11 protein-coding genes are annotated in these 13,535 nt (G+C 51.8%); 9 read left to right on the forward strand and 2 right to left on the reverse strand.

All coding sequences use genetic code 11. The features are described 5' to 3' along the window. Positions 1-44 precede the first annotated feature (44 nt). The 8 genes from ACR9FF_RS06925 to ACR9FF_RS06960 all read left to right on the forward strand — a co-directional run bounded on the left by ACR9FF_RS06925 (position 45) and on the right by ACR9FF_RS06960 (position 10,740). On the forward strand, positions 45-1,724 hold the full coding sequence (locus ACR9FF_RS06925) for an ABC transporter substrate-binding protein (RefSeq protein WP_435169910.1): 1,680 nt from the start codon (positions 45-47) through the stop codon (positions 1,722-1,724). A gap of 157 nt (positions 1,725-1,881) precedes the next feature. Continuing rightward, positions 1,882-2,784, forward strand: a complete 903-nt coding sequence (locus ACR9FF_RS06930) for an ABC transporter permease (RefSeq protein WP_236013399.1) — start codon at positions 1,882-1,884, stop codon at positions 2,782-2,784. Positions 2,785-2,823: 39 nt separating this feature from the next. Further along, positions 2,824-3,744 (forward strand): carbohydrate ABC transporter permease, encoded by a 921-nt coding sequence (locus tag ACR9FF_RS06935; protein ID WP_435169912.1) that lies wholly within the window; start codon positions 2,824-2,826, stop codon positions 3,742-3,744. A 94-nt stretch (positions 3,745-3,838) separates the two neighbouring features. Next, on the forward strand, positions 3,839-5,902 hold the full coding sequence (locus ACR9FF_RS06940) for an alpha-glucuronidase family glycosyl hydrolase (RefSeq protein ID WP_435169914.1): 2,064 nt from the start codon (positions 3,839-3,841) through the stop codon (positions 5,900-5,902). Between the two features lie 27 nt (positions 5,903-5,929). Beyond that, positions 5,930-6,937, forward strand: coding sequence for an endo-1,4-beta-xylanase (locus tag ACR9FF_RS06945; protein ID WP_435169916.1), 1,008 nt, complete (start codon positions 5,930-5,932; stop codon positions 6,935-6,937). Between the two features lie 74 nt (positions 6,938-7,011). Next, complete coding sequence (locus ACR9FF_RS06950) at positions 7,012-8,583, forward strand: glycoside hydrolase family 43 protein (RefSeq protein WP_435169918.1); 1,572 nt, start codon at positions 7,012-7,014, stop codon at positions 8,581-8,583. A gap of 205 nt (positions 8,584-8,788) precedes the next feature. Continuing rightward, entirely contained in the window at positions 8,789-9,913 is a 1,125-nt protein-coding gene (locus ACR9FF_RS06955) for an NADH-dependent flavin oxidoreductase (protein WP_435169920.1), read from the forward strand. A 119-nt stretch (positions 9,914-10,032) separates the two neighbouring features. Beyond that, positions 10,033-10,740 (forward strand): DNA alkylation repair protein, encoded by a 708-nt coding sequence (locus ACR9FF_RS06960; protein WP_317980928.1) that lies wholly within the window; start codon positions 10,033-10,035, stop codon positions 10,738-10,740. Between the two features lie 50 nt (positions 10,741-10,790). On the opposite strand, the gene ACR9FF_RS06965 is transcribed toward ACR9FF_RS06960, so the two are convergent. Continuing rightward, a complete protein-coding gene (locus tag ACR9FF_RS06965) occupies positions 10,791-11,984 on the reverse strand; it encodes an MFS transporter (RefSeq protein WP_435169922.1) in 1,194 nt (397 codons plus the stop codon). A gap of 36 nt (positions 11,985-12,020) precedes the next feature. Beyond that, positions 12,021-12,536, reverse strand: a complete 516-nt coding sequence (locus ACR9FF_RS06970; RefSeq protein ID WP_435169924.1) for a hypothetical protein — start codon at positions 12,534-12,536, stop codon at positions 12,021-12,023. 147 nt (positions 12,537-12,683) lie between these two features. On the opposite strand from ACR9FF_RS06970, the gene ACR9FF_RS06975 reads away from it, so the two are divergent. Further along, a complete protein-coding gene (locus tag ACR9FF_RS06975; RefSeq protein ID WP_116393934.1) occupies positions 12,684-13,520 on the forward strand; it encodes an AraC family transcriptional regulator in 837 nt (278 codons plus the stop codon). The last annotated feature ends 15 nt before the right edge of the window (positions 13,521-13,535 follow it).

A 13,535-nucleotide genomic window follows, 5' to 3' on the forward strand; every position in this document is an offset into this window, starting at 1 on the left:
CTTACAACAAACACGTTGAAATGACGAAAGGGGTCTAAACAGAAATGGTTAACAAAAAGCTTTTAACTGTCAGCCTGGCTGCTGCCATGTTAGCTGTTACGGCAACCGCTTGCGGCGGCAATAACGATAACGGCAACGCAGCTTCCAACTCCGCTTCTCCCGGAGCAGATGACAAAACGCCCGTCACTTTCTCGTACTACAGCTTCACCAGCCAGAAGGACACTCTTGCGAGCGACACCGTTATCGGCAAAGAGCTGCAAAACCAGACCGGCGTAGATTGGAAAATGGAATTCCTCGTTGGCGACCCGCAAACGAAATCCGGCGTTATGATCGCAAGCGGCGACTATCCGGACGTTATCGTTCCGGAAGGCGAAATCGACAAGCTGCTCGACGCCGGCGCATTTATTCCTCTTGATGATCTGATCGAGAAATACGGTCCAAACATCAAACGCGTATACGGTCCTTATTTCGATAAATTCAGACAAGCAGACGGCAAAATGTACTTCCTGCCGTTTGGCGCGAACCAAGGTTACATCGGCGATCCGGGGATCAGCCAAGGCGCATTCTGGATCCAACGCTCCGTTCTGAAGGAAGCGGGATATCCGAAGATCAAGACGCTTGACCAATACTTCGATCTGATCAAGCAATACCAAGAGAAGCATCCGCAAGTAGACGGCAAGGACACGATTGGTTTTGCATCCCTTGCAGGCCCTGCCGACAGCTTCTTCTCGATCACCAACCCTTCGATGCATCTTGCGGGTTACCCGAATGACGGCGACGTTATCGTCGACATGAACACGCATGAGGCTAAAACTTACGCTGCTACGGACATCGAGAAAAAATGGCTGCAAAAGCTGAACGAAGTAAACGCGGAAGGCTTGTTCGATCCGGAGACCTTTACGGCGAACAAAGACCAATTCCTGGCTAAGCTGACTTCCGGCCGCGTGCTTGGCTACTTCAACTACGCATGGCAGGTTGGCGACGCGACAAACAACCTGATGAAAGCCGGCATCGACGAGAAGCGTTACGCTCCGCTGCCAATCGTATTCGACGAGAATACGAAAGACCAATACGTGGATCCGCCTAGCTTCGTTAACAACCGCGGTATCGGCATCTCGGTAAAAGCAAAAGATCCGGTCCGCATCATTAAGTACTTCGACAACCTGCTTAAGGAAGAGAACCAAGTTCTCGTTCAATGGGGCGTTAAAGATCAGAACTACACCGTGGACGCTAACGGCCGTTACGTGATGGACGCGCAGCAAATCGCTGACCGCAATGACCCTGAGAAGAAACGCTCCATCGGATGGCAGTACTTCGAATACAGCTGGCCGCGTTACGGCAACAACTCCGTGCTGGCGGACGGCAACTCGTATGCCGTAAGCAACCAGCCTGAAGTCGCTTACGCGGGTTATACGGACGGCGACAAAGCGCTGCTGGACGCCTACGGAGCGAAGACCTTCTCCGAATATTTCTCGAAGCCTGACGAGCGTGCTTGGTACCCGGCATGGAGTATCAACAAAGGCCAAGGCACGCCTGAGCAGATCTTCCAGCAAAAAGCCAGCGACCTGCAAAAGAAATACGTTCCGAAGCTCGTTCTTGCCAAGCCAAGCGAATTCGACTCGATCTGGAACGACTATGTGGGCCAAATGGGCAAGCTTGACGTGAAAGGCTACGAAACCTTCGTAACGAAAGTGGTTCAAGACCGTATCGCGGGCAAGTGGTAATCAAATAAAGTAGACGGAAGGCCGGAAAGCTGATTCCGGCCTTCCGATCTATTGGATTCATGCAGGATGCTAGAGAGGGGAAGAGCAAGTGGAGAACATACAAGAAGTTACACCGTCTGTTGTCAGGAGTCCCAAAGCAAGCGAATCACGGCTTCAACTGTTTTTCAAAAAATTAATGCAGCAAAAAGTGCTCGTATTTATGTCGATGCCATTTGTATTATGGCTGTTCCTGTTTAAGTACGTACCGCTCTGGGGCTGGACCATTTCCTTTCAAAAGTTCAGACCGGCAAAGGATTTGTTCGATCAGGAATGGGTAGGCTGGAAAAATTTCCGCTTCCTGTTCAGCGATGACTCCTTCTATCGCGTGTTAAGAAATACGATTGTCATGAGCTCCATCAATCTCGTATTAGGTTTTGTTACCGCCATTGTATTGGCGATTTTATTAAACGAGCTTCGCCAAGTTATGTTTAAGCGGGTCGTACAGACGATCAGCTACTTACCGCATTTTATTTCCTGGGTCGTTGCGGCCAATATTATTTCTTCGGCGCTTGCGCCTGAAGGCATCGTTAATATCTTGTTAACGAAAATGCATCTGATTGATCATCCTATCTTATGGCTGGGCAAAGGGAATTACTTCTGGGGCATCCTTGGCGCATCGGAAGTTTGGAAAAACGTCGGCTGGAACACCATTATCTATTTGGCGGCCATTACAACCATTGATCCTTCCCAATACGAAGCTGCCGAGATTGACGGGGCGAACCGATTCCAGCGGATTCTGCATATTACTTTACCGGGCTTGAAGTCGGTTATCGTTATCCTGTTGATCATGAATCTTGGAAATATTTTGGAATCGGGATTTGAGCCGCAATATTTGCTGGGCAACGGCATGACCGTGGACTATTCCGAGAACCTTGATATATTTGTGTTGAAATACGGCATGAACATGGGCAACTATTCCTTGGCTACCGCAGCCGGCATGTTCAAAACGGTCGTTAGCTTTATCTTCCTCTTGTCGGCCAACTCGATTGCGAAGCGGCTTGGCGAGAGCAGACTGTTCTAGATTGACCCGAAAGTTGGACGAAGCAAGGAGGCTATCGACATGAAAGAGAGTTCGGCCAAAGCCAGGTACAGCTCTTTACCGGATAAGATTTTTGATATAAGTAATATAGTTTTTATGTTGCTCGTCGTGACGGTTACGCTATATCCTTTCCTTAATATGTTCGCGTTGTCCTTGAACGATGCGAATGACTCGATCCGCGGCGGTATTTATGTTTGGCCCCGCACGTGGACCTGGGATAACTACAATTACATCTTTAATGAAGCATCCATCTATCACGCTACGCTGATCTCCGCCTTGCGTACGATCCTTGGCACGATAACTTCCGTCTTCTGTACGGCCATGCTGGCTTATACGATCAGCCGCCAGGAGTTTGTTTTGCGCAAATTCGTAACGATGGTCGCAATTTTCACGATGTATTTCAGCGGCGGTCTCATTCCGGGGTACTTGCTGATCAAAGAGCTTCATATGATTAACTCGTTCTGGGTTTATATTATCCCCGGCATTATCGGCGTCTTTAATATGATCGTTATCCGTTCCTTTATTGAAGGCTTGCCGGACGGCATTATGGAATCGGCGAAAATCGACGGCGCGGGCGAATTCATTACTTTCATGCGAATTGTGCTGCCGCTGACCGTGCCTGCTCTTGCGACCGTATCGCTCTTCGTAGCGGTGTATCAATGGAATTCCTGGTTTGACGTATTTTTGTACAACTCTTCGCATCTTAACCTGAGCACTCTGCAGTACGAGTTGATGAAAATATTGCAAACCTCCAATACGGCGGCATCGTCAACCAATGCGGGCGATCAGTTTGCAGCCGGACAAAGCGGCGTGACAGCGGTTACGCCAACCTCGATCCGTGCGACGATGACGATTGTTGCGAGTCTGCCGATTATTCTGGTATATCCGTTCCTGCAGAAATACTTTGTTAAAGGGATGACCGTAGGCGGCGTTAAAGGTTAATCGCTTGAATCGCGTCCCTCGACTTAACATCGGGCGGACGCGTTTTTCTAATTCTGGCTGTTTGCACGACAATTCTTATTAGGGGGATTAAAGCATGGGAGACAACGGATACGCGGCATGGCTAAGATACGGGCAAGTGAAGGATGAAACGCGCTTGGAGCAATACGCAGGCTGGATGGGTGAGCTCGTGCTGCCCGCGGGAGTGCCGATGGAAGGGATCCTGAAGACGGCCGCCGTGGAATTGTCGCGGGGAATCCGCTCCATGCTGGGCGCAGCGCCTTCGGTTACGCATGAACCTTCCCGGCAGAGGTTTATCGTGCTCGGGGTACTCGGCGGCGGCACTTGGGTAGACGATGCGGCAGGCGGTGTAACCGCTTTAACGAATGAGGGCTACCTCTTAAAAACCGTACGGGAAGCGGAGAAGGAATATATCGTCGCGGCCGGCAAGTCCGAGAAAGCAGTGCTGTACGCGGTATTCCATCTGCTGCGTCTGATGCAGTCCGGGGCTGCGATCGATCAGTTGAATCTGGTCGAGTCGCCGAAATACAGCCTTCGCATGATTAACCATTGGGATAACATGGACGGCAGCGTGGAGCGCGGTTACTCCGGCCGTTCGATCTTTTACGATAATAACAACGTGCTGTCCGATTCGGAACGGATTCGCGATTACGCCCGCCTGATGGCATCGGTTGGCATTAACGGCATTGCGATTAATAACGTCAACGTCCACCGCGAGGAGACATTCCTTATTACGGAGAAGCTTCTGCCGGATGTTGCCCGTATTGCCGAGGTTTTTGGCGAATACGGCATAAAGCTGTTCCTGAGCGTGAACTATGCCGGAACGATTGAGATTGGCGGTCTGGAAACAGCCGATCCTCTTGATCCGGCCGTGCGAGGCTGGTGGAAGGAGAAAGCGGCCGAGGTGTACCGTTATATTCCGGACTTTGGCGGCTTCCTGGTGAAAGCCGATTCCGAGAATCGTCCCGGTCCGTTTACCTACGGACGCGACCATGCGGATGGGGCCAACATGCTGGCCGAAGCATTGGAGCCGTACGGCGGACTTGTGCTCTGGCGCTGCTTCGTCTACAACTGCCACCAGGACTGGCGCGACCGTTCAACCGACCGCGCGCGCGCCGCTTACGATCATTTTAAGCCGCTGGACGGGCGTTTCAAGGACAATGTAATTTTGCAGATCAAGAACGGTCCGATGGACTTCCAGGTCCGCGAGCCGGTCTCGCCGCTTTTTGGCGCGATGGAGCATACCAACCAGATGATGGAATTCCAGATTGCCCAGGAATATACGGGACAGCAGAAGGATGTCTGCTTCCTCATTCCGCAGTGGAAGGAAGTCTTGAACTTTGATACTTACGTCAAAGGCGCGGGCAGCACGGTGAAGGAGATTGCGGCAGGCAGCGTTCATGCCTATACGCATAGCGGCATTACGGCCGTCAGCAATATCGGCAATGACGAGAACTGGACCGGGCATCATCTCGCGCAGGCGAATTTGTACGGCTACGGCCGCCTGATCTGGAATCCGGAGCTGTCTTCGGAGGAGATTGCGGCGGAATGGGCCGTCCAAACGTTTGGCGGCAATAAGGACGTTCAAGAGGTTCTCGTAAACTTCCTCTTGGAATCGTGGTCCATCTACGAGAATTATACGGCGCCGCTTGGCGTAGGCTGGATGGTTACGCCTCATTACCACTACGGACCGGATATTGACGGCTACGAATATTCCAAGTGGGGAACGTACCATTTTGCCGACCATAAGGGAATTGGGGTTGACCGTACCGTGGCGACGGGTACCGGCTACAGCAGCCAATATACGTTGCCTAATGCCGAGATCTACGACAGCCTGGAGGCTTGTCCGGATGAGCTGCTGCTCTTCTTCCATCATGTTCCTTACACGCATCGGCTGAAATCGGGCAAGACGGTTATTCAGCATATTTACGATACGCATTTCGCCGGCGTGGAGCGGGTTGAATATTGGATTGGCCGCTGGCAGGAGCTCGAGGGACTTGTTGACGGCGACCGGTTCCGCCATGTAACGGGCCGCATGAACCGGCAGCTTGAGAATGCCAAGCAATGGCGAGATATCGTTAATACGTACTTCTTCCGCAAATCCGGCATTCCGGATGCCCGTAACCGGGTGATTTACTAATCTAGAAGGAAAGAGTTGGTGCAGAATATGTCATCTATTTCAAAACTATTGACACTCCGTTCCGTGTACAAGGATCATTTTGATATTGGGGCAGCGGTTAATCTGACGACGATTGAATCCCAGAAGGAACTTCTTACTGCCCACTACAACAGCGTTACCGCCGAGAATGATATGAAATTCGAGAGCGTGCATCCTTCCGAAGAGGCTTATACGTTCGAAGCGGCGGACAAGATCGCCGACTTTGCGGCGGCAAACGGCATGAAGCTGCGCGGGCATACGTTGGTGTGGCACAATCAGACCCCTGATTGGGTATTCCAAAACGCGAATGGGGCGCCAGTCGATAGAGAAACGCTGCTTGCCCGGATGAAAAGCCATATCGATACCGTTGTTGGCCGCTATAAAGGTATCGTTTATTGCTGGGATGTTGTAAATGAAGTGATTGAGGATAAAAGCGGTGTCTGGCTCCGGGAGTCCAAATGGCTGAATCTGGCCGGAGAGGATTTTATCGCGAAAGCTTTCGAATATGCGCGTGCCGCCGACCCGAAAGCGCTTCTCTTCTACAATGACTACAACGAGTGCAACCCGGAGAAGCGGGATAAAATTATCCGTCTCGTTCAATCGCTGCAGGCTAAGCAAGTGCCGATTCACGGAATCGGCCTGCAGGGACATTGGAATCTGAACGGTCCAAGCCTTGTCGAGATCCGCGAGGCCATCGAGCGTTACGCGGCAACGGGGCTTAAGCTGCAGGTCACGGAGCTGGATATTTCGGTATTCGATCATGACGATAAGCGGACGGATCTGACGGAGCCTACGGCAGACTTGCTGGAGCGGCAGGCGGAACGATACGGGCAGATATTCGAGCTGTTCCGCGAGTACAAAGAGGCGATTACCGCCGTTACTTTCTGGGGCGCGGCCGACGATTACACCTGGCTGGATAACTTCCCGGTTCGCGGACGGAAAAATTGGCCGTTTGTGTTTGATGCCAAGCACGAGCCGAAAGCATCATTCGGAAAAATAACCGATTGGCAGAAATAAGCGTGAACTTGAACGGAGTCCTTCGCGGGACTCCGTTCCTTATCTCAATAAACGGAAGCGGGGCAAAACGATTCATGGCACACGCATTAACGGGCAAGATCACGTACCGGAACCCGGTACTGCCGGGCTTTTATCCGGATCCAAGCGCTGTTCGGGTAGGCGAAGATTATTACATGGTGACCAGCACCTTTGAATATTTTCCGGGTGTTCCGGTATTTCGCAGCAAGGATCTGATTCATTGGGAGCAGATTGGCCATGTGTTGACCAGGGAAAGCCAGGTGAATCTTCGGAGCCGCAACAGCTCGGAGGGCATCTACGCGCCTACGCTCCGTTATAATAATGGCGTATTTTACATGATTACAACGGATGTGTACGGGATCGGCAATTTTTATGTAACCGCAACGGATCCGGCAGGGCCATGGTCCGACCCGATTCGGATACCTTACGGCAACATCGATCCTTCGCTGTTTTTTGACGATGACGGCAAAGTATACGTATCGGCGCAGGCCGGCTTTGGCGAGACGTCCCATATTATCCAATACGAGATCGATATCCTGACGGGCGAGGCATTATCGGAGCCGGTTGTCGTATTTGAAGGTGATGAAGGGCCTTGGGTGGAAGGCCCGCATCTGTACAAAATAAACGGCTTGTATTACATGATGACCGCATCCGGCGGAACGGGGCCGATGCACCGGGAGATTATCGGGCGCGGCACCTCTCCTTACGGACCGTTCGAAATGCTGCCGCATCCGATTCTGACGCATAACGGGTTAAAGGATCATCCGATTCAATACACCGGCCATGTCGAGCTGCTCGATGACGTGCATGGCCGGTGGTGGGCGTTGTTTCTTGGCGTCCGGCCGCAAGGCGGGAAGGGCAGCGTGCTTGGCCGCGAGACGTTCCTTGCGCCCGTTCGCTGGAGTGAAGACGGCTGGCCGATGATCGACAATAACGAAGGTCATGCGGCAATGGTGATGGAAGGTCCGGCCATCCGGGAGAGTAAGGCCTTTGCGGCCGGCTTGGACAATCCCTTGACCACCAAGTTTACCTCCGAAGGGCTTGGCCTCGAATGGATGCATAACCGAGTGATCCCTGGACAGGAGGAGCTGTCGTTAACGGAGAGGGAAGGCTGCCTTAGACTACGCGGCAATGCCAACGGTCTTCGCGACGGCGGAGCCCATGTATTCGTATGCCGCCGCCAGCAGCATCACCGGATGAGCATCGAGACCCGGCTGAGCTTTGCTCCGGGAAGAGAAGGCGAGCAAGCGGGGATTGCCGCCCGGCTGAGCGATAAGTCTTATTATTCGGTAGGAATAACGAAGAAAGACGGACAGACCGGCATTCTTGTAACGGCAATGGCGCAAGGAAGCGGGACGGAAGCTTTTACTCCAATTAAGGAGCAGGTTCCCGTCCGGCTATCGATCCGTTCGGACGGGAAGGAATACGAGCTGTTGTATACTTTGGGAGGTGCGTCCGCGGAGTGGGTCAGCTTGGGAGCCCTGCCGGCGGAAGCCTTGACGCCGGATGTGGACGGAGCTTTTACGGGCGTATGCCTCGGGATGTATGCGGCGGGAACGAAGGAAGGCCATTCAGCTCCCGCTTATTACGATTATTTCGAGTATCGCCCGCGTGCGGCTAACGAGTAAAGGAAGACTATGCGGTGCAGAGCGGGAAGCTCTGTACCGCTATTTTTTTGTTTATGCGGCAGCTTCTTTTTTATGGGCAGAATATAGGGGGTGAAAAACTTACAATTATTTGCTTGACTTCAGTAACTGTATATAATAATATTACAGTAACAAAAGTTGTTACAGTTAATGAGCGAAAAAAGAGAATACGATAGGAGTGGAGTTTTTGGAACAGAAATACAAACCTTTATTTGAATCCTTTATTTTCCCAAGCGGCGTGGAAGTAAAGAACCGTATTGTAATGGCGCCTATGACGCACTCATCCTCGAATGACGATGGAACGGTAACGGATGCGGAGCTGGAATACTACGCCCGCCGGTCCGAAGGCGCAGGCATGGTTATTACCGCATGTATTTATGTCTCGCCAAACGGCAAAGGATTTCCCGGGGAATTCGCCGGAGACAGCGATGCTATGATTCCGGGGCTTACTCGTCTTGCAGAGACGATTAAAGCCAAAGGCGCGAAAGCTATTCTTCAAATTTTCCATGGCGGCCGTCGTGTACCGCCCGCATTGGTGCCGAACGGCGATGTGGTTAGCGCAAGCGCCGTTGCGGCGACGGAAAGCCCGGATGTTGTTCCGCGCGAGCTGAAGCATGAAGAGATTGAAGCGATTATCCGTGATTTTGGCGAGACGACCCGCCGCGCGGCGCTTGCCGGCTTCGACGGAGTAGAAATTCACGGCGCGAACACTTATCTGCTGCAGCAGTTCTATTCCCCGCATTCCAACCGCAGAAACGATCAATGGGGCGGAGATATCGACCGGAGACTTACATTCCCGCTCGCCGTTGTTGATGAAGTGAAACGCGCTGCGGCTGAGCATGCTAAAGGGCCATTCTTGGTCGGATACCGATTCTCTCCGGAAGAACCGGAGACGCCGGGACTTACGATGGAGGACACCTTCCGCCTGTTAGATGAGCTTGCGCAGAAGGATTTGGATTACCTCCATGTCTCCTTATTCGATTTCCGTTCCAAACCGGCGCGCGGCGCGGATGATAGCAAAACAAGACTGGAATGGATCGCGGAGCGTGTAGCCGGCCGCGTACCGGTTATCGGCGTAGGGTCGATTCATTCGGCGGATGACGCCATCGAAGCTCAGCAAACGGGTATTCCGCTTGTTGCCATCGGCCGCGTGCTTCTGACGGATCCGGATTGGGTACAGAAGGTTGAAGAAGGACGCGAAGATGAGATTCAGTCCCGCTTAAGCTTAAGCTCGCAGAAGAAGCTTGTAATTCCCGACGGTTTATGGCACATGCTGACGGCAAGAGAAGGCTGGCTGTCATTTACCGATTAATATAAATGAGGGCTGACAATGTGGCGCCAGATGCGCTGATTGTCAGTCCTTTTTGTTTTGCATAAAATAGGCGGCAAAGGTATACTCGAATCCATAAGAGCATAATTGGAGGCCAAATAATGACCTTTGATGAAGTATTGCGGGCGTTAGAGGGAATGGGAAGCGAGCAGACCAAGAGCACTTATGTGCGGCATGGTGCGAAGGAGCCGTTTTTTGGTGTAAAGATCGGCGACATGAAGAAGCTGGTCAAAGAGGTTAAGAAAGACCAGGAGCTGGTGTACAAGCTGTACGACTCCGGCAATCATGATGCCATGTATTTGGCGGGACTGGCCGTTAATCCGAAAACGATCGCCAAAGAGAGGCTTCAGAATTGGGTGAAGCGGGCCTATTGGTATTCGCTTGCGGAATATACGGTAGCGAATGTTACAGCGGAGAGTCCTTTTGCGCGGGAGCTTGCGTTGGAATGGTTACAGTCCCCGGAAGAGATGGTTGCGGTAGCGGGTTGGAGCGCTTATGCGAATTACGTGACGATCGCTCCGGATGAGGAGCTCGATTTGACGGAAATCCGCAGGCTTTTGGAGCAGGTGCGGAAGAGCGTCCATGAGGAGCGGAACCGCGTACGGTATACGATGAATACGTTTGTTATTTGCGTAGCTTCTTACGTCGCACCCTTGACGGAGGAGGCCAAAGCCGTTGCGGAGGCGATTGGCGCCGTAAAAGTCGATGTAGGCGATACCGCCTGCAAGGTTCCGCTCGCCTCCGACTATATCGCCAAGGTAGAAGCGAGAGGAAAGCTCGGCATCAAAAAAAAGACTTGTATTTGTTAAATGATAAAGGCTGCCCCACCAGACGGTGGAGCAGCCTTTCATTCCTTCGTTTATCCGGCGGCCTGCTGCAGAGCTGCTTTTTGGGCTGAACGATCGAGATTATAGCTGTAGGCCGTTGCGGCAAATGCAAGCAAGGCAAGCACGGCCGCTGCCCACGGAAGATAACGCAGACCGTAATGATCGGTTACGAAGGCGCCGACCGAGGAGCCAACCGCAATCCCGATATTGGCGCTTATTGGCAGCAGGGAAGAGGCGAAATCCTTGGCTTCGGGCACATATTGCTCGGTCAGATGGATGAAGTACAGCTGGCATGCCGCATTGATTGAGAACGAAATGAGAGCGATAGCCATCAAGCTGACGATGCCAAGCCAAGTGAACGATAAGGTGAAACCAAAGATGACGTAAACAACGGCATGAACCAGGAACAGCGTTTTCAGCTTCGCCATGTAAGTGCCGCTTGCGATTTTGCCGCCTAGGATGTTGCTGAGAATGGTCACAGCTCCGTATACGAGCAGGATGGTGCTGGTTCGTCCTTCCGAGATATGCATAACTTCCAGCATAAGCGGATTAATATAAGTGTAGATGACGAATATGGCCGCGACCCCGATAATCGGGATAAAGAAGGCAAGCAGCACTCTCGGGTTAGTCATCAGGCGGAACTGGTTTTTGAGCGAGCTTTGCACCGCCGGCAAATTTCTTGGTACGATTCGGTACAGAAGCAGAATGCTTATAATCCCGCAAGCCGCAACCAGCCAGAAGGCGGCAGGCCATTCGAAATGCAGGCCTACGAAGGTGCCGATCGGAACCCCCAGCACGTTGGCAATGGTGAATCCGCCGATAATGTAGGAAAGCGCTAGCCCTCTCCGCTCAGGCGACACGTAATCCGTGCAGATGGAGACGGCCAGGGAAACGCTAAGCCCGCAGAAGACAGCCGTTGCCATTCGGGTAAGGAACAATAGCGGATAAGAGAAGGACAATGCGCTTCCCATCGTAAACAAAACAACCAATGAAGCACCTATCAGCAAGGCGCGGCGTTTCGTGAAGAAACCGGCGGCCATCATAACAAAAGGCGTTCCGGCCGCATAAGCAATCGCAAAGCCGGAGACCATAATGCCGGTCTGCGCAACGGAGACGCCAAGGCTGCTCGCAATTGGTGTCAGCAAACCAACGATTACATATTCGGTCGTGCCCAAGATAAAGGCCAGCAGGGTAAAGGTAAAGATAAGCAGGTTTTCTTTTTTCATGTTGAAGATCCTCCAGGTTTATTGCTTGTATGTCTTCTACCAACGCTCGGAGCCAAGAAGCTTATTGCCTCTTGCTGACAGATAAGCTTGATTGGGACTAGCTTTCCAGCTGCGCAGCCTTTCCTTCAGCAGGGACCGGTTATCGGGAGCTGCCGGGAAGTAAGTTATCGGAAGCCAGCTGTAATCCGGCATGGCGTCCAGGTCAATACGGCATTCTTCCGCGTTGTATATAAATAAATCGCCGATATTTGCAATGCTCCATTGCTTTACCGGTACCTGAACCGATTGCTGCAAGCATATTGCGCCTTTGACGGCAGCGGGTTCGCCAGGGCACAGATGCGCCCAAAGCGCGGTCGTCCCGAGTATCTCGCTAAAGGCCTCGTAAACAGGCTCATGCATACGTATATCCCATAAATATTGATGATGGATGTCGTAAGGCTGGTCAACGGGAAGCTCCTTCACCCACAAAAGATAACGCAGCGCATAAAAATGCGTTACTGCCCTTGGGAATAAAGCAAAGCCATACTGCTTCCAGCATTCCATCTCGCGCATACCCTCACCTCATTTTGGCTCTCTTTCCTACAGTCAAAGCTTAATGGAAGGCTCAAGCAGCGGCAATGAAGCATCTTGCCGGATATGTTTGCGATGTGATATATCTTGCTGTATAGATAAAAGATATTTGGAAAAGAGGGAGTAGGGATGACGGCTTCCGCTGCCGGAGAGGAAATACAAAGTCATCTGCTGTACGCCGGAAAAGTAAGCGATACGCCCAACTGGAATTTTCCGAGCCATAAGCATGATGATTTGCATGAAATTATCGTCGTATGCGGCGGCGAAGGGATGTTTACGATTGGAGGACAATCGTATAGCGTAAGCGGGGGAGACATTCTGGTCTACAATAAAGGGGTTCTGCATGAAGAGCAGTCCTTAATCGATAATCCGTTAATCACTTATTACTGCGGATTTTCGCTGCCTAAGGCAAGCCCTTCCGAGGATTGGGTCATCCCGCCTGGCGTCGAGCCCGTGATCCGGTCCAGCCGTGCTTTTTCGGAAATTGAGGCTTTGATGAGGATGATTGTTGATGAATCCTCTATCAAGGAAGAAGGATATGAGGGGATCAGCCGTTATTTGATTAATTCCGTTATTTTGTTGCTCAGAAGAGCGGTGAGGAATCAGCAGCAAATTAAGCAGGAATCTAATACCGGACTAGCCGAGCAGATCAAGGATTATATCGACAGGAATTATACGCAAAATATAAGCCTCAAGGATTTGGGGCGGCAATTCCACGTGAATCCTTATTATATTTCCCATGTATTTAAAGATCATTATCGGATTTCCCCGATTAACTATGCCATTCACCGCCGGATCGGAGAGGCGACCAGGCTGCTCGTCACAACGGAGATGAAGGTATGGGAAGTGGCGAAGCTTCTCGGCTACGACAATCCGAATTATTTTTCGATTATTTTCCGCCGGGTCACGGGTTTGTCGCCCAACCGGTTCCGGGAGAGTAATCAGCAGAATTTGTTTCCCCGCTAAAAAGCTTTCCAATCG

The organism is Paenibacillus glycanilyticus (genome assembly GCF_051200795.1).
Lineage (GTDB): Bacteria > Bacillota > Bacilli > Paenibacillales > Paenibacillaceae > Pristimantibacillus > Pristimantibacillus glycanilyticus.